The organism is Gemmatimonadales bacterium, from assembly GCA_036279355.1.
Taxonomy (GTDB): Bacteria; Gemmatimonadota; Gemmatimonadetes; order Gemmatimonadales; family GWC2-71-9; genus DASQPE01.
This window is the reverse complement of record DASUJH010000036.1, coordinates 1-23,068: the sequence shown is the minus strand read 5'-3', so window position 1 is coordinate 23,068 and position 23,068 is coordinate 1. Positions and strand designations below refer to the sequence as shown.

Sequence of the window (23,068 nt, the reverse complement as noted above, 5' to 3'; positions counted from 1 at the left end):
TACGGCGTCCCGGTGATCTACGACATGCAGTCGAGCCTGCCCGAGCAGCTCGGCAAGCACCGCGCAGCGCGCGGGCGCTGGGCCCAGTGGCTCCTCCGGACCATCGAGGCATGGCTGCTGCGCCGGGTCGATACCGTGGTGAGCAGCGCCGGGCTGCTCCAGCGCGTCGCTGCGTTGGCGCCCGCGACGCCCGCGCGCGAGTGGCACTTCCCCATCGACCCGGCGGCACCGAGCATCGGGGGCGCCGCCGCGAGACGTCGCGAGCTCGGCATCGCGCCCGAGGCGTCGGTGGTGCTTTACACCGGTACGTTCGAACCGTATCAAGGCCTGCCGCTGCTGCTCGACGCCGTTCCGAAGGTGGTGGCGCAGGTGCCGGGCGCCGTGTTCGTGCTCGTGGGTGGCGAGGGCGAAGGGGCCGACTCCGTGCGGCGTGACGCGGTGCGGCGCGGTCTCAACGGATCGGTGCGCCTATTGGGCCGCCGCCCGCGCGAGGAGATGCCCGACTTCCTTGCGATGGCCGACGTGCTCGTTTCGCCCCGAAGCTACGGCGGCAATCTGCCGCTCAAGGTGTTTGATTACTTGGCCGCGGGGCGGCCGATCGTCGCGACCGACGTTCCTTCGCACCGCGCGATGCTCGACGAGAGCCGCGCGGTGCTCGCCGCGCCGACACCCGACGCGCTCGCCAGCGCGATCGTCGCGCTGCTCGGCGATCCGGAGCGCGCCGAGGGCATCGCCCGGTCGGGCCAGGCGTTTGCCGACCGCCACCTCGGCTGGCACCGTTTTGTGCAGGCGGTGCACGCGGTCTATCACGGGGTAGCCCAGCGTGCAGGCGCCCGCGTCCTCGCCTAGCGCCGGTCCCATCCGTCGAATCTCCGTCATCATCCCGGCGCGGAACGAGGCGGCGCTCATCGGGCGCGTCGTTGCTGCCGTGCTGGCCCATGAGCCCCCGAACGCCGAACTCGAGGTGCTCGTGGTGGACGACGGGTCCAGCGACGACACCTGTGCGTTGGCACGGGCGGCGGGCGCGCGGGTCATTGAGTTGCGCGGCACCGGGGGGAACCCGGCGGCGGCACGCAACCGCGGCGCGGCGGCGTCGAGCGGCGACCCGATCATCTTTCTGGATGCGGACTGCGTCCCCGCGCACACATGGCTCGCCGCGTTGCTCGAGGCGCATGCGCGCGGCGCCACGGTGGTGGGCGGATCGCTCGACCTGCCGCCGGGGCTCCCGCCCAGCGCGCGCTGTGACTACTACTGCGGGTGGTATCTCGTCCATTCCCGCCGGCCCGCCGGGTTCGTCCCCCACCACCCGCCGCCGAATCTGAGCGTACGGCGGGAGGCGTTCCAATCGACCTCGGGCTTCAGCGAGCGGCCCCCGCTCAACTACACCAACGAAGAGCGGGCGTGGCAGGGGGAGCTGCTGCGCGCGGGGCACCGCATCTGGTTCGAGCCGAGCGCGATCGCGTTTCATTACAACCGGCCGGGGCTGCGGCAACTGCTCAGGCGGAATTACCGGTGGGCCTTCACGGCGGTCGAGAGCAAGTCGCAGACGGGCGCCGCACGCTATGCATGGCTCTACCGGTATCCGCGCCTGCTCATCGTGGCGAGCCCGGCGCTCGCGGTGGCGCACACGGCCTTCATCGTGGGCTGCTGGGTGCGGGCCGGCGTGCTCGAGCCGGTGCTGATGCTGCCGATGATCTTCGCCTCGCGCCTCGCGTACTGCGCCGGGATGGCGGCGGGCGGGCTCCGGTGGCTCCGGGCGCGCGAAACGGGTGCCTCGAGCTACGCACCGACATGGCGGTGAGCGGCGCTATCGCGGGCGCGGAACGCACCGACCCGCCAACCGTCCTGATCCGCCCCTCGCGCGGGTGGCCGGCGCCCGATCTCGGCGAACTCCGCGGCCATCACGAGCTGCTCTACTTCCTGGTGTGGCGCACTCTCAAGGTGCGCTACAAGCAGACCGCGCTTGGTGCCGGGTGGGCTGTCGCGCAGCCGTTCCTCACGATGATCGTGTTCAGCGTCTTCTTCGGCCGCCTCGCGCGCATTCCATCGAACGGCGATCCGTATCCCGTGTTCGCCTACACCGCGCTCGTGCCGTGGACGTTCTTCGCCACTGCGCTCGCCGGCGCGAGCAACAGCCTGGTGGAGCACGAACGCATGCTCACCAAGGTGTACTTCCCTCGGCTGCTGCTCCCCCTCGCGGCGGTGTGCGCCAGCCTGGTGGATTTCGCGATCGCGTTCGTCGTGCTGCTCGGGCTGCTCGCCTGGTACGGCATCGCGCCCGGCGCGCAGGCGCTCACGCTGCCGCTCCTGGTCGCCCTGGCCTTCTGCACCGCCCTCGCGGTGGGCCTCTGGCTCGCGGCCGTCAACGTGCAGTATCGCGACGTCCGCCATGTGACGCCGTTCCTCGTGCAGCTTTGGCTGTTCGTGAGCCCGGTGGCGTATCCCACGAGCCTCGTGCCGGAGCGCTGGCGCGCGCTCTACGGGCTCAACCCGATGGCGGGCGTGGTGGACGGGTTCCGCTGGGCGTTGCTGGATCGAGGGGAGCCGCCGCCCGCGACCGTAATGGCGGCGAGCGCGGTGGCGGTGGCGCTACTCCTTGTCGGCGGGTTGTTCTACTTCCGGCGCATGGAACGCACTTTCGCGGACGTGGTCTGACGGTGGGCGGTCACGCGATCCGGGCGGAGGGCCTGGGGAAGCGCTATCGCGTGGGCCGCCTCCGCCGCCGCGGCACGCTGCGCGATCTCGTATCGGACGCTGCCCGCGAAGGCGTCCGCCGCCTTGCGCGCGGCCAAGCCGCCGGCCAGGGCGCGGCGGACTGGATCTGGGCGCTCAAGGACGTGTCGTTCACAGTGGCCTCGGGCCGCGTGCTCGGGATCGTGGGCGGGAACGGCGCGGGCAAGAGCACGCTGCTCAAGATCCTGTCGCGCATCACCGAGCCGACCGAAGGCCAGGCGGAAATTCACGGGCGGATCGGCTCGCTGCTCGAGGTGGGCACCGGCTTCCATTCCGAGCTCACGGGCCGCGACAACATCTTCCTGAGTGGCGCCATCCTTGGCATGCGGCGGGCAGAGATCGTGCGGCGGTTCGACGCGATCGTCGAGTTTGCCGAGGTGGCCCGGTTCCTCGACACGCCCATCAAGCACTACTCGAGCGGCATGCAGATGCGGCTCGCGTTTGCCGTCGCCGCGCATCTCGAGCCGGAAATCCTGCTGGTGGACGAGGTGCTGGCGGTGGGCGACGCGGCGTTCCAGCGGAAGTGCCTGGGGAAGATGAGCCTCGTGGCCGGCGAAGGGCGGACCGTGCTCTTCGTGAGCCACAACATGGCCGCGGTCGAGCGGCTCTGCGACGACGCCATCTGGCTCCGCGACGGCTGCATCGTCGCAGCCGGAAGCGCGAGCGACACGGTGGCCCGGTATCTCGCCTCGTCGGCAACGACGGAAACGGACCATTGCTGGCCCGACCCCGCGCATGCGCCGGGCAACGCCGCGGTCCGCCTCCGGCGCGCCCTGCTCCGGCCCGCGAGCGAGGCGGAATCCGCGGGAGAGGGGGACGCCGCCGGACCGCCGATCACGATCCGGACGCCGTTCGTGATGGAATTCGAGTACTGGAACTTGCATGAAGGCGCGCGCCTCAATCTGAGCGTCCAGGTATTCAACGAGGATGGCGTGATGGTGTTCAACGGGTCCCCACTGGTTGAGGCGCATTGGCACGGCCGCCCCTTCCCGGTGGGACTCTTCCGCACCGCCTGCGCCGTGCCGGGCGACCTGCTCAACACGGGCCTGCACCGGGTCGAGCTACTTGTAGTGCGCGACCAGGCGAACATCATCTACCGGCACCCCGACGTGCTCGCCTTCCAGGTGCAGGACGACATCGAGATGCGGCAGGACTACCACGGCAAGTGGCCGGGCGTCGTGCGTCCCCCGCTCGACTGGCGCACCGAGCTGGTGCGCGAGGGGATGCCGGAGCGCGATGCGCGGGCGGATGCGCGCGCGGCGGGCGGGTGATGCGGGACGGCCCGGCCGGCATCGGTGGCTCGGATGACGATGGCGCAGACCTCGAGCGCGCGCATTGCCATGGCGCGGATGCCGAGCGCGCGGACGCTGAGCCCGCGCGCGAGCTCGAGCGGCTGCGGCTCGAAAACCAGCGGCTCTGGGCGCGGCTCGAGGACCATCGGCAGGCGGGTTTTGCGCTTCGAAAAGCGGCATGGGCGTGCTGGCACGCGCTGGCGGGCCGGGTGCGCGCGATCAACGGTGCCTGGCGCAACCCGTTCGGCAAACAGCCGGCCGGGTTCACGCCGCACGCTATACACATCGTCGGCGCGGTGGAGCAACACCGCCCCAGGATCGTGCACGCGCTCGGCAACGCGCACCTGGGCGGCTCGACGCAACTCGTGGTGGACCTCATCGAGCGGCTGGGCCATCGGTTCGACCAGCGCGTGCTCGCGCGCGATGTGCCGGCGACCGCGGCATACGCGGGCCTCCCGCTGGACGAAGTGCCCGCCTGGCGCGGTGCGAATCACGCGCGCTCGTGGCTCGCGCGCGCGCGGCCCGACCTCCTCCACGTGCACTTCCTCGGCCATCATCACGACTACGATGGCGCGGAAGACTGGCGCTGGTACCATCGGATCTTGGAGGCCGCGCGCGCGCTGGGCTGCCCGGTGATCGAGAACATCAACATTCCCGTCGCGCCGTACGCGTCGGACACCGTCCGCCGGTACGTGTACGTGAGCGACTACGTCCGCACGCGCTTCGCGCTGGCGGGCGCCCCGAACGTCACCATCCATCCCGGCTCCGATCTCGCCCGCTTCTCGCGCGCGCCCGGCGACCTCCCGCCGGACGATTGCGCCGGCATGGTCTATCGCCTCGAGGGCGACAAGCTCGACGCCCGCGCGATCGATGTCTTCACCGAGATCGTGCGGCGCCGGTCGGCAAGCCGGGCGCTGATCGTAGGGGGCGGGCACTTCCTGCCCCTCTACCGGCGCCGCGTGGCCGACGCCGGGCTCGCCGACAGGATCGAGTTCACCGACTACGTGTCCTACGACGCGCTACCGGGGCAGTATCGGCGGCTCAGCGTGTTCGTGGCGCCGGTGCACACCGAGAGCTTCGGGCAGGTGGCGCCGTTCGCGATGAGCATGGGGATTCCGGTGGTGGGCTGGGATGTGGGCGCCCTCGCCGAAATTCTGGGCGACCGCTCCGGGCTCGCACCTCCCGGCGACGTGGGCGCGCTGGCAGACCTCGCGGTCGCCTTGCTCGACGACCGCACGCGGCGGCTTGAGCGCGGGGCCGAGCTGCGCGCCCGCGCGGCCGATCTGTTCTCGGTGGAGCGCATGATCGAGCGCTACGGTGCGCTCTACGACGAGCTGTTGGGCGCCGGCCCGGCGCCAACGCCATGAGCACCACGCCCGCCGTGACCGTGCTCATGGCCGTGCACAACGGCGCGCGCGACCTCCGCGCGGCCATCGAGAGCATCCTGGCGCAGACGTTCGCCGACTTCGAGTTCCTGATCGTGGACGACGGATCGGACGACGGCTCGCGCGAGATCGTCGCGTCGTACCCTGACCCGCGCATTCGCCGGATCGACAACGAGCGGAACCTCGGGCTCTCGGCGAGCCTCAATCGCGGGCTCGCCGCGGCCGCGGGCGAGCTGGTGGCGCGACAGGACGCGGACGACATCTCTGAGCCGAGCCGCCTCGCGACGCAGGTGAGGTTTCTGATGCAGCACCCGGATACGGCGGTGGTCGGCTCCTGGTACACCAAGATCGATGCGGACGGCGTCGAGCTGGGCCGGCGCGAGCTGCCGGCCGACCCGGTCGCGATACGCTGGGCCATGCTCTTTCATTGTCCGCTGGTACACAGCGCCGTCACATTCCGGCGTGGGCTGCTCGCCCGGACGACGGGGTTCTACGACGAGTCGTTCGCGTACGCGCAGGACTACGAGCTCTGGTCGCGGGTGGCGCGCCGGCTCCCGATGGCGAACGTCCCCGCGTATCTGCTCCGCCTTCGGGTGAGCCCCTGGTCGATGACCGCGACCTACGGGGAGCGGACGCTCGAGGGTCCACGCGTGAGCCTCGCCAACATCGGGGCGCTGCGCGGCTCGGGTCAGGGGCCGTCGGCGGGGTATGCCGGCCGGCTCGCGGTAATGCAGGCGCTGCTGCTCGGCGGAGCGCTTCCCGATGATGCAAGTGAAGGCGGGGGCGCGGGGCTCGCGGACGCTATCCGGGAAATCCTTACGCTCCACGACGACTTCCGCCGGGCCGAGGGACTCGAGCGCGGCGCGGGGGACGCGCTCCGACGCGACGTCGAGGCGCGCGTGGCGGGCCGACTGTTGGCGCTCGCGGCCGAGCCGGCGTCGGCGCGATCGGGCCGGGCCGGCGCGCTGCTCGGCGCCGCATGGCGGGTACGACCGAGCGCGCTCGCCTCGACGGCGGGCGTGCGCGCCGCGGTGCGCGCGGGGGTCGGCGCGTTGGCGGGGCGCGGGGCATGAGCGCGCGGGGCATGAGCGCGCGAGGCGTGAGCGCGCGAGGCGTGAGCGCGCGGAGCGAAGGAGTCCATGGCGCCGCGGCCGATGCGGGGTTTGTCGCCGTCGCCGTCGCGCTGAGCCTCGCCGTGCACCTCGCCGCGCTCGGCTTCTACTCGGACGACTGGGACCTGCTGGCCCGGATGGCGCTGGCTGGCGACCAGACGTTCGGCGGTCTCTACCGCGTGCTTTCGGGCGAGGGTCAACTGCTGATGCGGCCCGGGCAGAAGGCGTACGAAGCCCTGCTCTTCCGCGCGTTCGGACTGGCGCCGCTCGGCTACCACGTCGTGAACGCCGCCGTGCTGGTGCTCACCGGCGTACTCTTCCTGCTTTCGCTGCGTGCGCTTGGCCTCTCGCGGCGCGCGAGCGTCGCCACCGCGCTGCTCTATTCGCTGCTGCCGCACTATTCCTCGGCGCGGGTCTGGTTCGCCAGCTTCCAGGCGCCGCTGAGCATGGCGGCGTACTTCCTGAGCCTGTACGCGGGGCTGCGGTCGATCCGGAGCGCGGGGGCAACGGCCTGGACCTGGTTGGCGGTAAGTCTCGCCGGCCTCATCGCCAGCGCGCTCGCGTACGAAGTCGCCCTGCCGCTCTTTCTGTTGAACGCGTTGCTGTACGAGTGGCGCCGGCGATCGGTCGCGCGCGCGCGCACAGCGCACGTTACCGTGTGGAGCACCGCGGCGGCCGCACTCACCGTGGCCGCGTTCAAGATGCTCGCGACGACCCGCCTGAGCGGCGGGCTCACGCTGGGTTATCTGCACGGCATGGTCGAACAGATCGCGCGGATCAACCTCTGGGTCTATGGCGTTGGGGCGCCGCTTACGATCCGCGCGGCGCTCAGCGGTGCGGGCGCGGCGGCGTTGCTCATGGCGCTCGCACTAGCGCTCGGCACTTGGTTATATCTCAGCGCGATGCCGCTCTCGGCGAGTGCCGGCAGCGGTCGCAGTCCGGGGTGGCTCGTCGCCGGCGGTGCCGCGGTATTCTTGCTTGGCCACGCGGTGTTTCTCACGACGAACGTGAGCTTTTCGGCGACGGGCGCTGACAACCGCACGGCCATCGCGTCGGCGGCGGGCCTCGCGCTCGCCTGGGTCGGGATCGCGGTGTGGATGACCGAGCGGCTGCCCAAGGGTGTAACGGCGGCGTGGCGGGCGCGCGCGTTTGCCGGGCTCACGGCCGCGTCGTGCGCCGGCGCGTTCGTCGTGAGCGCGCGCCTCGCGCGCGATTGGGGAGCCGCGTACGGCCGCGCACGCAGGGTCGTAGCCGACATCCGGCGCTCGTTTCCGACGCTCGCGCCGGGCACGGCGCTGGTGCTCGACGGCATCTGTCGATACGTGGGGCCCGCGCCCGTGTTCGAGGCGCCTTGGGATCTGCGCGGCGCGCTCCAGCTCGCATACGGCGATTCCACGCTCGCAGCCGACATCGTCTCTCCCACGCTCCGAGTCGAGGATGACGGGGTGCACACCGTGGTGTACGGTGAGGACTCCCGCTATCCCTACGGACGACTCGTCGTCTACGATGCGCGCCGTCACACCGCGGATACGCTCGCCGATGCGCGGGCGGCGCGGGCGTACTTCGCCGAACACGGCCGGGGCGACGCGTGCCCGCCCGGGCGGCCCGGCCACGGCGCGCGGGTCTTCTGAGCCGGCGATGTACGCGCCGCCGCTAGTGTCAATCATCACGCCGATGTTCAACGCGGCGCGCTTCCTGGACGAGACCGTCCGGAGCGTGCTCGCGCAGACGCACACCGCGTGGGAGCTGCTGCTCATCGATGACGGCTCACGCGACGAGAGCCTTGCGCTCGCCGTCCGCTGGGCCGCCGCGGATCCCGCGCGAATCCGCGCGCTCGCGCATCCGCGCGGCCCGAACCACGGCGCCAGCGCCACGCGGAACCTCGGGCTCCGCCATGCGCGCGGCGGCTATGTGGCACTGCTCGACGCCGACGATGTATGGCTGCCCGGGCACTTGGCCGGGATGCTGGCGCTGCTGGAGCGCCATCCGCGCGCGGCCTTCGCGTATGGGCCCACCGAGGATTGGTACGGCTGGACCGACGGGGACGACGACCGCCGGCGCGACCGCATACCCGCACTCGGCGTAGCCGCCGGCCACGTGCTGGCGCCGCCCGGGCCGCTCGCCGCGTTCGTGCGGCGCGACGCGCCGTCGCCCTGCACGTGCAGTGTGGTGGCGCGGCGAGCCGCCATCGACGCGGCCGGCGGTTTCGAAGCCGAGTTCCCGGGCATGTACGACGACCAGGCGCTCTACGCCAAGCTCTTGCTCACGGGACCGGTCGTGGTCGCCGATGCCTGCACCAGCCGCTACCGGCGCCACGCCGACTCGTGCTACTCAACCGCCCGCGCCACGGGGCGCGCTCCGGCCGAGCGCGCGCGCTATCTCGAGTGGCTCGACGCCTACTTGTCCGAACGGCACCCCGGCGAGCGCGCGCTCGCGCGGGCGGTGCGGCGCGAACGATGGGCGCTGCGCCATCCGAGGCTCGCGCCGATTGCGCGGGCCATTCGGCTCCGGCGCTTCACGCGGGAGCCGTAACGTTCCGGGTATCCGCGCGCTTCACGGCGCGCACGGTCACGATGAGCGGAAAGGCGTCGTCCTGCGCATCGAGCGTGGCGCGCGAGAGGTCTTCCACGGCGAGCCCGGCGAGAAACGCCGAGGCGGCGCGGACGTTGCCCGCGCCGCACACCGTCACGGCGTCCGTCCCGAACGCCTCGCCGAAGAGCGCTCGGCACCCGGCCGGTGTAAAGCGCCAGTAGTCGCGCTCGAGCCCGTATACCGGCGCGAGGCGGCTCACCGCCGGCACCGTCGCGAGCACCACGCCGCCGGGCGTGAGCAGGCGATGCACCTCGCGCACGGCGGCGTGCACATCGTAGATGAACTGCAGCGTCTGGGTGAGGACGAAGCAATCGAAGGCGTCACCGGGCACGGCGTGCGCCGCGGTGAGATCGGCGACGATGGTGGCGAGCGGATTGTTCGGGCTTATATCAAGCACGTCAGCGCGCTCGACGCCGGTCCCGAAGCGGTCGGTGTACCGCCGGTCCTGCATCTCGACAACGCGGCCGCGGATGTCGCCGCGGTGCTCGGCCAGGAATCGCTCGATGTAGAAGCGATCGATCGGCATGCCGCGATCGAGTCCCCACACGTCGCTCGCCGGCCGCGTGCGGAACGGCGCGAGCCACGCTGGGCGTCCAAGCCGCCGGAGCCGGCGGCGCCATGCGGCGTCAGGCCCGCCGAGCGCCGCCTCGAGCGAGGTCAGGAAGCCGGGCACAGATCACTCGCGCAAGGAGACCGGTAATGGACGCGATGACGTCCCCCATAGCTGAGCGGATGCGCGCCATCGTCGAGCACCACGGCCCGTGGACCGCCCACAACATCCAACTCGACGAGCACACCTGGACCATCGGTCCCGAGCCGACGTACGACAGCCTCAAACTCAGGCGGGTGATGCAGATCGTGAGCGACAACATGCGCCGGCCGTGGCCCGAGCTCAGAGCACTCGACCTCGCCTGCCTCGAGGGACAGTACGCGCTCGAGCTCGCGCGGCGCGGGGCCCAAGTGGTGGCGCTCGAGGGCCGCGAGATGAACATCGAGAAGGCCCGCTTCGCGCGGGAGGCGCTGGGCGCGGATCGCGCCGACTTCCGGCAGGAAGACGTGCGCGGCCTCTCCGCGGCGCGGCACGGACGGTTCGACGTCGTCCTCTGCCTCGGCATTCTCTATCACCTCGACGCGCCGGACGTGTTCGAGTTCGTGCGGCGGATCGGCGAGGTGTGCGACGGGTTCGCGGTGTTCGACACGCACGTAAGCATGACACCCCGAGAGCGCCGCGAGTTCGGCGGCAGGACGTACTGTGGCGAATCGTGGACCGAGCACCGCGCCGATGCCAACGAGGCCGAGCGGCTCCGCAAGCCGTGGCTCTCGCTCGACAACCCGACGAGCTTCAAGCCGACCCGCGCGTCGCTCTTCAATCTGCTTTCGCATCATGGGTTCACGTCGGTGTACGAGTGCCAGATGCCGGCCGAGCCCGCCAAGCCGTCCGACCGGCTCACGTTGCTCGCGCTCCGCGGCACGCCGGTCGAGCTCAACGTCATGCCGCGGGTCAATGCGATGCCGCTCGAGGAGTGGCCCGAGCGTCCCACCCGTGGCGGCCTGCGGCCGCCGCACATGGGCCCGGGCCCGTCGCTTATCCGCCGACTCACCGGCGCGCTCACGGGACGAGATCGCTGACGGCGGCGGATTCGTCCGCGCGCCGTCCGAACCTGCGAGTGGCGCGGCGCACCGTCTCGCCCCAGTTGCGCGCGGTGCGGAGCCGGCAGACGAAGTCAAGCAACGAATCGTGCCCGCTCACGGGCACCCGGTGCAAGGCGAACCGATCGTCCGCCGCGTCCGAGATGCCGGCCCGCACCGAGCAGGCGGAACGGTAGCCCGCCTCGACGGCGGTGGCCCGCACGCGCTCGTCGTAGATGCCAAACGGATACGCGAGGTGCCGCACCTCGCGGCCCAGCTCCCGCTCGAGCACGCGGCGCGACTCGACCAGCTCGTGCCGGCATGCGTCGGCTCCGAGCGTCGTGAGCCGGTGGTGGGTGAGGCTGTGCGCCTCGCAGGCAAAACCCTGGCGCTCGAGCGCGCGCGCCGCATCCCAGCCGAAGAGCGGGTACTCGACCCCTTTCTCCGCCACCAGCCATTCGCTCCTGCCGCCGACGAAACCGGCCACGAGGTAAAACACCGCGGTGAAGCCTCGCGCCCTGAGCGCGGGCAGGGCGTGATCGATGCAATCGCGGAAACCGTCGTCGAACGTGATCATCACCGGGTGGCGGGGCAACTCCGCGCGCCCCTCGCGCGCCGCGACCAGCGCGTCGGGCAGAATGGCGCGATGCCCCGTCGCCGCGAGCCACCGCATCTGCGCCGCGAAGGCGCGGGGCGTCACCGCGTACTTGCGGAACGGGGTCGCGGGCGACGGCGTCACCAGGTGGTACATGAGGATTGGGACGGCGCGACCGGTCACGCCGGCGCTCCCGGAACCCGGGCGGCCCAGATGTCCTGGGTGTCGGCGCCCGGCTGATACTCGAGGAGCGTGAGCCCGGCGAGCAGCCGCTCGCGCACCCATGCGGGAGGGTGGAACGCGCCGAAGAGCTTGCGCCCTTCGGCGGCGAGCGTGCGCACGATGAGTTCGCCTCCGTCGTAGCGCGCGCGCTCCTCCGCGGTGAGCCGCGGGCGATAGGCGTCGCCGTGCGTCGTCACGATGACGACACCGCCGGGCCGCACCGCGCGCGCGAGCTCGGCCATCCACCGCCCGTGCATCTCGGCCGAGAGGTGGGTGAAGACCGAGCGGCAGAAGAGCAGATCGAAGAAGCCGTCGGGCACGGGGAGCGGCGGCGCGAGGCCGTTCTCGAGAAAGCTGATGCCCGTGAGGTGCGCGCGGCACCAGGCGATCGACGCCCGGTTATAGTCGCTGCCGTAGAACTCGACTGCAGTCCCTGCGGCGGCGCCTCGCGCGGCGAGCGACGGAAGGTGCCGGAGGATGCGCGCGGGGCCGCAGCCCCACTCGCACACGCGGGCCGGACGGCCGGTGGGAACGCGCACCGCGGCTGCCGCCGCCCCCGTGACGTGTGGCCGAATCAACGCCCAGTACTGGGCGGCAGCCGATTCGCCCGAGGCCTTGTACTCGGCGAGATCGGTCGTAGCCTGCGCATCCCAGAGGATGGGGAGCGGCGGCGCGGCGAAATCCGGATGCGCTGCGCGAAACCGGCGATTGCCCCGCGCAGTGAGCAGGATCCGCCGCCAGTAGCCCACGCGGTCGGTCAGGGCGAACCAGCGCCGCGCCCCACGGTCGATCATCCGGTGCGAGAGCCACTGCCTCATGCGGAAAGCTCCTCGCGCCAGAGAGCCAGGAAGAGGCTCCGGCGCAACGTGCGGGACCCGGGGGCGCGGCCGCCCGCGTCCGCGACGGCGTGCCGGTAATCGGATCGGGCGTGGACGAGCCAGGTGAGCCGCCGCAAACCGCGGATCAGCGACGGGTCGAGCGGCACGCGGGAGACGTACCGGTCCACGCACGCAGCCGCGACGGCCCCGGTGGCGCTCTTCGGGTCGAGGCTCTGCCGGTAGGACTCGCGACAGCGGCCCAACCGGCGCGGGGCCCGGCCCCCCGGAACCACGGCGCCGTCGCGAAAGAAGGCGACATACGCGAGGAAGTACACCAGGTCGAGCAGCGGTAATCCCTCCAGCTCGGCCGACTCCCAGTCGAAGACCGCGAGCGATCCATCGGGCGCAACGTGGACGTTCCAGGGCGAGAAGTCCCGCTGTTCGATGACCGACGGCACACTGTGGAGCACGGTGATGACCCGCTCGGCCTCGTCCCGCTCGGAGCGCTCCAGCACCGGACCGAACTGCGTGACGAAGTCGCGCACCGCGCGCTCCACCATCGGGGCGGCGCCGGCGCGCGGCGCCGCCGATGCGGGTGCCGCCGATGCGGGTGCCGCCGCGGGCGATGCGAGCTCGGCGAGCCAGTCGGCGGCGCGCACGGCGAGGTCGCGGTGCGTGGCCGGCGTGAGGAGCGAGTACAGGGGTTGGCCCGCGAGCGCCGTCTCCGCCAGCGCGCCATGGCCGAGCGCCGGATCCTCGCAGAGGATGCGGGGTGCGCCCGGCATTCCGCCGGCCCTGCGTGCGTGCACTGCGGCGAGCGCAGCCGCTTCGCGGCGCAGGCCCTCAGCGGCTTCGGGCACCCGAGCGAATTTGACGGCGACCCGCGGCACCGAATCGGGCTCGGCGAAGGCGAGGCCGACCACCTTGCTGATACTCCGCGGGCCGCGGGTGAGAAGCATCCACGTGATACTGCCGGGCGCCGGGCCGAGATTCCATTTCTCCCAGTCGCGCTGGAGGCGGGCGAGCAACTCGGGACTGTCCGGGGCCGCGGCCGGCACGTCGGCGCGGGGCGCGCGTGCCACCGCGGCGAGCGGCCAGAGCCAGCCGCGGCGAGCGGCCCGCGCCCACGCGCGCTGGAGCGGCCCGTCGATGCCGCGGCGGAGTCCCCACCGCGAGGGCACTCGGCTGGCGCGGACGTAGGCGATGGCGGCCTCGCTGCCGAGCGGCAGCCAGAACCAGGGCCGCGCGAGCCGCGGCCACGGCCAGTAGAGCGCCACATCGTCGAACCCGGCCGCAGCAAGCTGCGCCTGGATTGCCCCGGCGCCGCCGAGCACCGGCCGGTGCCACTCCGCGAAGCAAATCTCGCCTGGGGCGAGCTGGGCGCGGCGCTCACGCAGCGCCACAGGCGACGGGTCCACCAGCGCCGGCGACTCACAACGCGCGCCCGGCCGCAGGAAGCGCCAGTCGAGCCGGCGCAGCGCCCGATCGCGCGCGGCTTCGGGGAGCGCGGCGGCGTGATCGGCGGTGAGGCGTGCGTCGGGCGTCACCGCGCGAGCACCTCGTCATAGACGGCCGCGACGGCGCGCGCCATCTCCCGCGCGGTGAAGCGCTCGTGGACCGCCGCGCGGCCGGCATCGCCCATGCGGCCCGCGCGCGCCGGGTCGCCGAGCAGCGCGCACACCGCCACGGCCAGCGCGGCGGGGTCGCCGGGCGGCACGAGCGTGCCGGAGATGCCGTCCGCCACGGCCTCGTCGGTGCCGCCGATGCGCGAGGCAACGACGGCTTTGCCGGCCGCCATCGCCTCCAGCACCGAGAGCGGCAGCCCCTCGAAGCGCGACGGCAGGACGAAGAGGTCGGACGAAACGAGGAGATCGGCCACGTCGCTCCGCGCGCCCAGGAAGCGCACGCGATCCGTGAGGCCGAGCGCCGCCGCGCGGGCTTCGAGCGCGGCGCGCTCGGGCCCCTCGCCGGCGATGGCGAAGACCGCGCCGGGGACCCGCACCGCCGCGTCGAGCAGGACGTCGAGCCCTTTCTGCGGGGTCAACCGCGCGGCGGTAAAGACGAGCGGGCGCAGTGGATTGCCCGTGATGCGCGCGCGAAGCGCGGGGTCGGCGGCGCGCTCGAAGGGGGCGGGGTCGATACCGTTGTACACCACTGAGAGCTTCCGATCGGGCACGCCGAACGCCGCGCCGAGCCTCGCGGCCACGTGCCGGGAGACCGCGAGATAGCGCCGCACCCCCGCCGAGACCACGCGAAACTGCGCGCGCACGTTGCGGTTCACCAGCGACTCGACGAAAAGCTGTGCGGTTGCCACCGCGGGAATGCGGCGGAGCGTGGCGGCGAGAAGCCCGAACTTGCCCGCGAGGGGCCAATTGAGGTGGGCGTGCAGCACGGCCGGGCCTCCGGTGCCCACGGCGGCGAGCAGCGCCGGCATGCGCGTCAGCACGTCGCGGTCGGTCACCCGTGGCACTGTCCGCACCGGCACGCCCGCCGCGCGGGCGCCGTCCACGAGCCGCGCGAGTCCGGGCGCCGGATGGAGCAGCAGGAGCGGACGCCAGCGCGCGCGGTCGAGCCCGGCGATGAGATGCAGCAGCGACTGCTCGCTGCCGCCAAAGGTGTCGCTGTCCACGTAGTGGATCACGCTGCGCGCGGCGTACGGATTCACACCCCGCCCGCCCCCGCGGGCTCCGAGAGCGAGGTGAGTCCCCGCCCCGCGCGGCGGTTCTCCCGGAGCGCGCGGCGGGCGCCGAGCCAGTAGAAGTAGTCGAGGGCATGGTGATAGTACGAGTGCATGCGCGCGCGGCGGCGCCGCTCGAGCCGGCCGACCAGGTGCACCACGGCGCCGGACGTGCCGGGCCAGAAGCGGGTCGCGGCGAGCAGCGCCGCGCGCAGGGTGCGCCAGCGTGGGCTTCCCTCGCTCCAGTGGCTCAGCTTGAGGTCCCGAAACGCTTCCGGATGCTTGCTTGCGAGCTGCACCGCGGTGCGGCCCTTGGCCTCGTTGTCGCGCGCGAGCGCGGCGAAACTCTTGGTGTAGCGCTGCACCGCGCATGCATCCGCGCTGAACATGAGCGTGACACCCGCCCGCGCCAGGCGGAGCGACAGCTCGAGATCCTCGTTGCCGTACAACGTGAACGCCTCGTCGAATCCGCCCACCTCGAGCAGCGTGCCGCGGTCGATGGAAAAGTTCCCGCTGTAGAAGTCGCGAAGACCGAACCGGTGTCCCGGCCGGCTCAGCGTGTCGAGGTGCCGGTTGAACTTGGTCCCGACGTAGTCCACGACGGGCGGCGACGCCGGGTCGACCGGCACCGGGACCGCGCCCACCACGCCGAGCCGCGGGCGCCCGTCGTGGGCCGCGAGGTGCGCCGCGAGGCAGCCGGGTGCGGGCTCCATGTCGTCGTCGAGCAGCACGGCCAGTGCACCGCGGGCGGCGCGAAGGCCGGCGTTGCACGCGGCCGCGCGGCCGCGATTCTCCTGCGACAGGGCGCGGACGGCACACAGTGCGGCGAACGACTCCATCAGCTCGCGGGTGCCGTCGGTCGAGCCGTCGATCACCACGATGACCTCGTACCGTTCCGGCGCCAGCGTTTGGCGCGCGAGCGCATCGAGCGCGCGGGCGAGCGAGTCACGCCGTTGGTACGTGGGGATCACCACGCTTACCGCCGGCTCGCTCATGCGGGAAGCCCGAGCTCCCGGTAGATCGTCTCGAGCCGGCGCGCGTACGCGGGCCATCCGTGGTGCTCGGCTACGAACGCGCGGCCGCGCGCGCCGAGCTCACGCCGCGCCGCGGCATCGCCGAGGAGCTCGGCGACGGCGCGGGCGAACTCGGCGGTGCCACCCGCAAGCCGTACCGGGGAGGGAACGCGCGCACTGCGCCCGTCACCCGCACCCGCCCCGTCGGACCCCAGGCCCTCGGCGCCGAGCGGCGTGCTCACTACCGCCTTGCCGCGCGCGAGCGCGTGGAGGAGCTTCACCCGCATTCCGCCGCCGGTGCGGAGCGGCGCCAGCACGACGGCCGCACGATAGACGAACGGCTCGACCTCCGGCACGCGGCCGGTGACGGCGATCGCGTCCGAAGCGAGCGCGCGCACCACGGGCGGCGGATCGGCGCCCACGATCGTGAGGTGTGCGTCGGGCTGGAGCCGGCGCACGGCCGGCATGATCTCGCCGCCCAGCCAGAGCGCGGCGTCGACGTTGGGCCGATGGCGAAACCCGCCCACGAACACCAGCTCGCCGGCCAGCTCGCATGCCGGGTCGGGCGCGGGTCCGAGCGACACACCCAGCGGATTCACGCGCACCCGGCCTGCAACGGCGGGCACGAGTGCAGCGCACAGCGCGGCGTCGCGCGCGGTGAAGAGCTGGACGCGGGGAAACCGTGCCCACACGCGCGCCTGATGCCGGCGCCACCGCTCGCCCTCGAGCGGCATGGAGGCAGGGTCGCGCACCTCGTGCTCGGTGACCACGGCAGGCAGATCGGAGGGGTAGCGGTACGCACCCATCGCGTTGTCTTCGACTTGCAGCACATCGAACCGCCGCTCGCGCACCAGCAAATCGAGCAGGTCCTGCATCCGAACGTCGCCGAACTTGAGCGTGCGGAACGGGTCGCCGCTACCGAGCCAGCGCGCGGCGAGGTTCACGCGGCGCGCGAGTAGCGGGAGGCCGGGTGCCGCGGCATCGCGCCAGACGTGGCGGACGTCGACCCCAAGCCGCGCGAGCTCCGCCAGCCCCTCGCGCTCAGTCGGATCAGGCCCGGCGAAAGTCGCGAGCGTCACCTCGTGCCGCTCGGCCAGCGCCTCGAGCTGGCCGAGCATGACGAGCGCGCCACCAGCGGCGCTTGCGCGGTGCGGCAGGAGCGGGGTCACCATCAGAATGCGCATTCGCGCCGCGCCCCGCGCTCAGACCCGCCGCCGGCCTGCGGCGATAAGGCCGGCCACGGCGACGAGCGAGAGCGCACCGAGACCGAGCCCGAGATACACCGAGCGGGGGCGGAAGCGATAGCGCACGAGGTGATCGCCGGGCGGAACGCGCACGGCGCGGAAGGCGACATTTGCCCGATAGATCCGCGTCGGGCGGCCGTCGCGCTCGGCGGTCCAGCCCGGATAGTATGCGTCGCCCGTGAAGAGCCAGCCCGCGCGCGTCGTGCGCACACGCCATTCGGCGCGGTCGGGCGCGTAGGAGATGAGCGTCACGCGATCTCCGGTGGCGGCATCGGGTGCATCCGCGCCCACCCCAGCCGAGTCGGGCTCGCTTGCAGCCTCCGCGTTCGCAGCTTGCGCGACGGCGGCGTCCGCGCCCGCGAGCAACACCCGCGAGAACACCGACTCGGGAGCCTCGCTGAGCGCCGCGAGCGCCGCTTCGTCGCTCGCCGCCGCGCGCGCACGATGCACCACAAAGCTCCGCGGCACCGGGGCGCCCACTTCCCACAGCTCGCCGTTGCCCACCCGGCCGATCGGCCTGGCATCCGCGACGGCGGCGGAGTCGCCCGACGCGTAGACGTACTTCACATTCAGCACCCTGAGCAGCGGCGAATCGAATCGCCGGAAGGTGATGCCGTACGCGATCCACGGCGCGTAGCCCGGCACCGCCTGAGCATAGGACGAGAGCCAGTGGGTCGGAAAGTCGAGCCCGCGCACGTCCGAGAGGCCGAACATCATCTGCGCGTCGGGCACGAGATCGCGCCGACTTGCGCTCACGCGAAAGAGGCTCCGGTCCGCGCGCAGCATGTCGAGGCCGGGCGGACGCGGATAGAAGTATCGCACCGATACCGTGGGATTGAAGCCGTACGCATTGACCGCGAGGTCGGCGGCGATGAGCAAGGGCAGTGCCACGGGCAACGCGCGCGCCGGCCAGCCGGACAATGCTCGGCGCCGGGCGAGGAGTGCCAGCGCGAGCGCCGCCGCCGCCACGACCGCGGGCGCGTACATGACGCCGTTGCGCCAGTGAAACGCTCGCAGCGTGGCCGCCGCCATTCCGCGCGCCTCTTCGGTGAACGATCGGTCGCTCCGGGGCGCGCCGCCGTACGATTGCCAGGTAGTGGTCGCGATCTCACGGTCCACCGCCTGGAGCTGATCGCGGAGGTGCGGCAGCAGGTAGCGGCCGGCGAGCAGGAGCCCCCAGCCCACGATCACGACGGCGGCACACAGCCTGCTCCACCGCCGGAGCACGGCGCCCTCGGCCTCGCGCGATGCCGCGAATAGCCGGTCGGCACCGTGGCCGGCCAGCATGGCGATGCCGAACGTGGCGTCGAGCCTGAGCATGTGCGCCTTGCCGAGCCGGAGCAACGGGAGATCGTTCAGCCAATCGAAAACGGGAACGTGGAGCGCGCGCCCGAGCGCCACCACCGCGAGCACCGTCCACGCGCGGACGTACGGATCGGTGCGCCAGCGCGGGAGCGCCAGCAGGGCGAGCAGGAACGGCAGCACGCCGGCGTAGAGCACGTCCGCGTGGTAGTTGCGGCCGAACGGCAGGAAATCAAAATAGGGCGGCGGCCACGACGGGTTGCCGTACAGATTGGGAAAGACGAAGAGCGGGAGCAGGAACAACTGGCGCCACCAGCCCGGCTGGTAGATCGCGAACGATGCGTCGCCCGATCGGACCCGGCCGACTTCGCTCAGCGGCAACCACTCGGCGAACGGCAGCAACTGGGCGGCGGCGAGCCCCACGCCGAGGACCAGGGCGACGAGGAGCAGGACCCCGCCGGGCGCGGGGCGCCATGCGGCAACGCGCGCGGACCTGAACTGCCGGGACTCACGCGCCGGGGCAAGCTGCACCATGCGCACGATGGCATACACGGCCGCGCCGAAGATAATGTCGGCCGAGGTCTCGATATGGCCGCCCAGGAATTGCACGCCGACGATGAGCGCAAGGAGCCCGGCCGCGCGGATCCGGGCGCGCCGATCCGTGGCCGCGAGCACCAGCTCGACGCCGAGCACGAGCCCCGGGAGCCAGATGGCGACGTTGGTCTGCGGGTGCCCGAGCCATGCGACCATGTAACCGCACAGCATGAACGCGAGCGCCGCCACGAGCGCCGCCGGTGGCGAGCGCCCGGTGCGCCGTGCCAGGAGGAAGGTGAGCAACCCCGCGATCCAGAGCCGGACCAGCGCGCTCAGCACGAACGTGCGCTCGAACGGCGCCGCTGCGAGCGCCAGGTTGAGCGGGTAGAATACCGCCGACTGCGCGGTGGCCACGAACGGCGCGCCGGCGAGGCTCAGCGGGTTCCACAGCGGCAGGTGGCCCCGGCGAATCTGCTCCCAGGCAAAGTGGCGCCAGGGCACGAACTGATACGTCTGATCGAAGAGCTGCGGGTTGGACGCCCTTGCAAAGCCGGGCGGCGCCACGCCGGCGAAGAACGGCGTCGTGAAGATCTGATCGGTCGGAGCGAGGACCCGATCCTCGAGCACGGCGCGCCAGCAGATGGCGAGCGGCACCAGCAGGAGCAGGAGCAGGGCGGCGGCCGTCGCCCGGCGCCTCGCCGCGGGGCGCTCCGCCGGCGCCTGCTTTACCGCGGGCCCGCGTTCACCCATTCACCCGGAGGCCGGCCATGAGAATCGAAGAGCTGCCGCGCCGCACCGCCACCCAGATGGCGGCGGTCGTCGCTCTGCTCATCCTCGCGAGCATCGCCGCGGAAGGATGGCGCGACCTCCTGCAGCGCGCCGACCATCCAACGCTGGTGCGGTTCTTCGATGCCGACCTGGAGCACAACCTGCCGACGTGGTACTCGTCCGCCCAGCTCTTCCTCGCCGCACTCCTGCTCGGCGAGATCGCCGTGCTCCGCCGGCTCCGCGGCGCCACGTTCGTGCGGCACTGGACCTGGCTCGCATTCATCTTCGCGTACCTCGCCACCGACGAGTCGCTCGTCATCCACGAGCAATTGACGCCGTTCATGCGGGCGCACTTTCACGTGCACGGGTTTCTGTACCGCGCCTGGGTGATACCGGTCGGGCTGCTGCTCGTCGCATTCGTCCTCGCGTACCTCCCGTTCCTCGGACACCTCACGCGCCGGATGCGGATCCTGTTCATCGTGTCCGGCGCCATCTACGTGGGCGGCGCGATGGGGGTCGAGATGGTGAATACCGAGCTGATGCAGAACGTCTACGGACCGGCATTCGGATGGCGCGTGGTCGAGCTCGCGATGCAGAACGTCGAAGAGCTGATGGAGATGGGCGGCATCGTGCTCTTCGTGTACACTCTGCTGCACTGCCTCATCGCGGAAACGCGGCTCGCCCGACCGGACTGAGCGCGTCGGCTTCGGGCGCGCGCACGACTCGGCGCCATACCGCGACGTCTTCCGCCAGCCGGCCGCGCGCTGCGGGATCGGCCGCGAGCCGGAGCCGCACACCGTCGCGCAGCCAGCGCAGGAGCATCGCGCCGCGGATGCCCACGATGAGTGCCGCCGCGCGCGGCGGTGAGTAGTGCCGCCGGTAGAATCGCGTCGCACTCCGCACCCGCTCGAGCGCCATCGCCCCGCGGATCGGCGCCGTGCTCGCGCCACCCCGGTGCACCACATCCGTCACCGGCGCGAAGTGCACCTCCCATCCGGCGTTCCGGAGCCGCCGGCAGAGGTCGACTTCCTCCGCGTACATGAAGAACGACTCGTCGAACCCGCCGATGGCGTCGAACGCCTCGCGGCGAAGGGCGAGTGCGGCGCCCATCACCCAGGGCACGGCGCGCGCGCGGTCGTGTCCCGAATTCACCAGCAGGACGCGGTCGCGCAGACCGGGCACTCGCGCCGCCGCGCGGCCGAGCGCGGTCTTTTCCAGCCACGACTGGACGGTGCCGAGGAACGGATAGCAGGAGGGCTGGAGCGTCCCGTCCGCGTTCCGGAGCCGGGGGCCGAGCACGCCGACGCGGGGGTGCGCGTCGAGGTAGTCGGCGAGGGCATCGAGCGCGCCCGGTGCGACGAGCGTGTCGCCGTTCACCAGCAGGACGTACGGCGTCGCGGTGCGGGCGACGGCCTGGTTCGACGCCGCGCCGTAGCCGCGGTTCGAGGGATCGATGACGAGGTCGACACCGGGAAACTCCCCTCGCACCATCTCGGCCGTGCCGTCGCTCGAGCCGTTATCCACCACGACGGTGGATGGAGGCGGCGACGCGGCGAGGTGCACCGAGCCGAGGCAGGCCCTGAGATCGTCACGCGCGTTGTAACTCACGACGGCGACCGACATGCGGGCCATGCGCGGCAGGACTCCGGGCTCGGGGGATGGCCCGGAAGCTAGCGACCGGTGGGGATGCGGTACAGTTGCGGAGCTACGAGATGCTGCTGAGCCGCGGCGGCATGTGGCGCCGGCCCACCGGCGGCACCCTGCCCGAGTCGCTCAGGCGGCGCCGCCGGCGGGCCCCTCTCGTCAGGCGGGCGGCGGAGGAGCACCACCTGCGGGCGGTTGTGGCGCGGCCCCTCCCGGCGGCGGCATGGTCGGCGGCGGCATGGTCGGCGGCGGCGTGGTCGCCGGCGGCGTCGCTATCGGCGGCGTCGCACCCGAAGTCGAGTCGCTCGGCCATCCAGAGTTGTTCGGCCAGCCGGCGGAATCCGATGGCTGCGTCGCGCCGCTGTTCAGCGTGTCGCTCGACGGCGGAAGGCTCGTCGAATCCGCTGATGGGTAACGGCCGGTGCTGTCGGTTGACGGGTATGCGCCGCTCGTATCCGGGATCACCGCCCGGCCGCTCGGCGGGGCGGCGGCCGTGTCGGCGAGCACCGTGTCATGCGGCACGTTGCCGATCGTGTCCCGGCTCGCGGGCGTCGGAGGGGGCGCGTTGGGCCGTGCCGATCGGATGGTGTCGGTCCCCAACGTGTCGGTCCGCATCGTGGTATCGGTCTGCGAACCGTATGTCGTGTCGGCCGGCAACGTGCCGGTGTCCGCCGTCCGGGCGGTGTTGCTTGCGCACGCCAGGGAGCCGAGCAGCGCTCCAAGCGTCAGCCAGCGCGTGGTTTCCTTGGGGGTCATGAGATCTCCTGGCTCGGGTCCGGCTTCGCATCGTCCGCACTTCGGCCGGGTCGCTCCGCGCGGCCGGGCTCACCGAAGGCGGTGGAACGCTGTTTGCCACGGAGAGCTTACCCCCGGCGCCCTGGAGCGTCGGTGAGTTGTGTCACCGGAACGATCCACCGACATTTGGGCCCGGAATGGACCTCGATCCCGCACGCTCGATGACCCGGCGCGCCACTGGTTGGGTGTCGCTCGCCGCGCTGGCCGCCGCGTTCACCGCGCTGCCGGCCGCCCGCGCCGCCGCCCAGGCGAGTGGGCCCGATGGAACCGGCGCCGCGGTAATTGCGGCGCCTGCGGCCGCGAGCCCTGAGCTGGCCGAGCAGCTCGACGCGTGGTCGCGCGCGGCGGCACGCGCCGCGCCGGGGCATTGGGGCGTCGCCGTGGCCGACGAATCCGGCCGCACGATCTGGAGCCTCGACGCCGACAACGCGCTCGTGCCCGCGTCCGCGACGAAGATCTTCACTACCGGTTTTGCCCGGAGCGTGCTCGGCGGCACGGCGCGGCGGCCGACGCGCGTGGTGGGCGCCGGCGCGGTGGACCCGCTCACGGGTACCTGGCTTGGAAGCTGGGGACTCGAGCTGAACGGCGATCCCTCGCTCGAGCGGGAATCCGGCGCGGGGCCGATGCTCTACGATCTCGCCATGCAACTCGCGAGCACCGGGGTCCGGAAGCTCAGGGGCCCGCTCGTGGTGCAGACGGCGGACGGTCCGGCG

At 72.3% G+C, this 23,068-nt stretch carries 21 protein-coding genes; 12 read left to right on the top strand and 9 right to left on the bottom strand.

Going from position 1 to position 23,068, the window contains the following annotated elements; all coding sequences use genetic code 11:
* The 8 genes from VFW66_09980 to VFW66_09945 all read left to right on the top strand — a co-directional run.
* On the top strand, positions 1–849 hold an 849-nt coding region (locus VFW66_09980; GenBank protein ID HEX5387017.1), incomplete at its 5' end, for a glycosyltransferase.
* Positions 824–1,801: a glycosyltransferase gene (locus tag VFW66_09975; GenBank protein HEX5387016.1), complete on the top strand. Its 978-nt coding sequence runs from the start codon at positions 824–826 to the stop codon at positions 1,799–1,801. The genes VFW66_09980 and VFW66_09975, both read left to right, overlap by 26 nt.
* Positions 1,792–2,655: an ABC transporter permease gene (locus tag VFW66_09970; GenBank protein HEX5387015.1), complete on the top strand. Its 864-nt coding sequence runs from the start codon at positions 1,792–1,794 to the stop codon at positions 2,653–2,655. The genes VFW66_09975 and VFW66_09970 overlap by 10 nt, the downstream gene beginning before the upstream one ends.
* Before the next feature lie 2 nt (positions 2,656–2,657).
* Entirely contained in the window at positions 2,658–4,004 is a 1,347-nt protein-coding gene (locus VFW66_09965) for a polysaccharide ABC transporter ATP-binding protein (GenBank protein HEX5387014.1), read from the top strand.
* Positions 4,004–5,392 (top strand): glycosyltransferase, encoded by a 1,389-nt coding sequence (locus VFW66_09960; GenBank protein HEX5387013.1) that lies wholly within the window; start codon positions 4,004–4,006, stop codon positions 5,390–5,392. Before VFW66_09965 ends, VFW66_09960 begins: the two co-directional genes overlap by 1 nt.
* A complete protein-coding gene (locus VFW66_09955) occupies positions 5,389–6,483 on the top strand; it encodes a glycosyltransferase (GenBank protein HEX5387012.1) in 1,095 nt (364 codons plus the stop codon). The genes VFW66_09960 and VFW66_09955 overlap by 4 nt, the downstream gene beginning before the upstream one ends.
* 11 nt (positions 6,484–6,494) lie before the next feature.
* Entirely contained in the window at positions 6,495–8,153 is a 1,659-nt protein-coding gene (locus tag VFW66_09950) for a hypothetical protein (GenBank protein ID HEX5387011.1), read from the top strand.
* Positions 8,154–8,160: 7 nt separating this feature from the next.
* Positions 8,161–9,054, top strand: a complete 894-nt coding sequence (locus VFW66_09945; GenBank protein ID HEX5387010.1) for a glycosyltransferase family A protein — start codon at positions 8,161–8,163, stop codon at positions 9,052–9,054.
* Here VFW66_09945 and VFW66_09940 read toward each other — a convergent pair.
* A complete protein-coding gene (locus VFW66_09940) occupies positions 9,038–9,787 on the bottom strand; it encodes a methyltransferase domain-containing protein (protein ID HEX5387009.1) in 750 nt (249 codons plus the stop codon). The genes VFW66_09945 and VFW66_09940 overlap by 17 nt on opposite strands.
* A gap of 35 nt (positions 9,788–9,822) precedes the next feature.
* On the opposite strand from VFW66_09940, the gene VFW66_09935 reads away from it, so the two are divergent.
* Positions 9,823–10,743, top strand: a complete 921-nt coding sequence (locus VFW66_09935; GenBank protein HEX5387008.1) for a methyltransferase domain-containing protein — start codon at positions 9,823–9,825, stop codon at positions 10,741–10,743.
* Here VFW66_09935 and VFW66_09930 read toward each other — a convergent pair.
* From VFW66_09930 to VFW66_09900, 7 genes are read right to left on the bottom strand one after another with little or no spacing between them, the layout of a single operon-like run.
* Positions 10,724–11,521, bottom strand: coding sequence for a polysaccharide deacetylase family protein (locus tag VFW66_09930; GenBank protein ID HEX5387007.1), 798 nt, complete (start codon positions 11,519–11,521; stop codon positions 10,724–10,726). The two genes, VFW66_09935 and VFW66_09930, sit on opposite strands and share 20 nt — an antisense overlap.
* A complete protein-coding gene (locus VFW66_09925; protein ID HEX5387006.1) occupies positions 11,518–12,378 on the bottom strand; it encodes a class I SAM-dependent methyltransferase in 861 nt (286 codons plus the stop codon). Before VFW66_09925 ends, VFW66_09930 begins: the two co-directional genes overlap by 4 nt.
* Positions 12,375–13,925, bottom strand: a complete 1,551-nt coding sequence (locus tag VFW66_09920) for a hypothetical protein (GenBank protein HEX5387005.1) — start codon at positions 13,923–13,925, stop codon at positions 12,375–12,377. Before VFW66_09920 ends, VFW66_09925 begins: the two co-directional genes overlap by 4 nt.
* On the bottom strand, positions 13,922–15,043 hold the full coding sequence (locus VFW66_09915) for a glycosyltransferase family 4 protein (GenBank protein HEX5387004.1): 1,122 nt from the start codon (positions 15,041–15,043) through the stop codon (positions 13,922–13,924). Before VFW66_09915 ends, VFW66_09920 begins: the two co-directional genes overlap by 4 nt.
* A complete protein-coding gene (locus VFW66_09910; protein ID HEX5387003.1) occupies positions 15,040–16,050 on the bottom strand; it encodes a glycosyltransferase family 2 protein in 1,011 nt (336 codons plus the stop codon). Before VFW66_09910 ends, VFW66_09915 begins: the two co-directional genes overlap by 4 nt.
* A complete protein-coding gene (locus tag VFW66_09905) occupies positions 16,047–17,240 on the bottom strand; it encodes a glycosyltransferase family 4 protein (GenBank protein HEX5387002.1) in 1,194 nt (397 codons plus the stop codon). The genes VFW66_09910 and VFW66_09905 overlap by 4 nt, the downstream gene beginning before the upstream one ends.
* Positions 17,241–17,270: 30 nt before the next feature.
* Positions 17,271–19,898, bottom strand: a complete 2,628-nt coding sequence (locus VFW66_09900) for a YfhO family protein (protein ID HEX5387001.1) — start codon at positions 19,896–19,898, stop codon at positions 17,271–17,273.
* Between the two features lie 17 nt (positions 19,899–19,915).
* Between VFW66_09900 and VFW66_09895 the strand changes: the two genes are divergently transcribed.
* Entirely contained in the window at positions 19,916–20,611 is a 696-nt protein-coding gene (locus VFW66_09895) for a hypothetical protein (protein ID HEX5387000.1), read from the top strand.
* On the opposite strand, the gene VFW66_09890 is transcribed toward VFW66_09895, so the two are convergent.
* Positions 20,577–21,539 (bottom strand): glycosyltransferase family 2 protein, encoded by a 963-nt coding sequence (locus VFW66_09890; protein ID HEX5386999.1) that lies wholly within the window; start codon positions 21,537–21,539, stop codon positions 20,577–20,579. The two genes, VFW66_09895 and VFW66_09890, sit on opposite strands and share 35 nt — an antisense overlap.
* A gap of 244 nt (positions 21,540–21,783) precedes the next feature.
* On the opposite strand from VFW66_09890, the gene VFW66_09885 reads away from it, so the two are divergent.
* Together VFW66_09885 and VFW66_09880 are read left to right on the top strand one after the other, a co-directional pair.
* Positions 21,784–21,975, top strand: a complete 192-nt coding sequence (locus VFW66_09885; GenBank protein ID HEX5386998.1) for a hypothetical protein — start codon at positions 21,784–21,786, stop codon at positions 21,973–21,975.
* Positions 21,976–22,492: 517 nt separating this feature from the next.
* Positions 22,493–23,068 (top strand): D-alanyl-D-alanine carboxypeptidase (locus VFW66_09880; GenBank protein HEX5386997.1); only part of this gene is annotated, 576 nt, incomplete at its 3' end.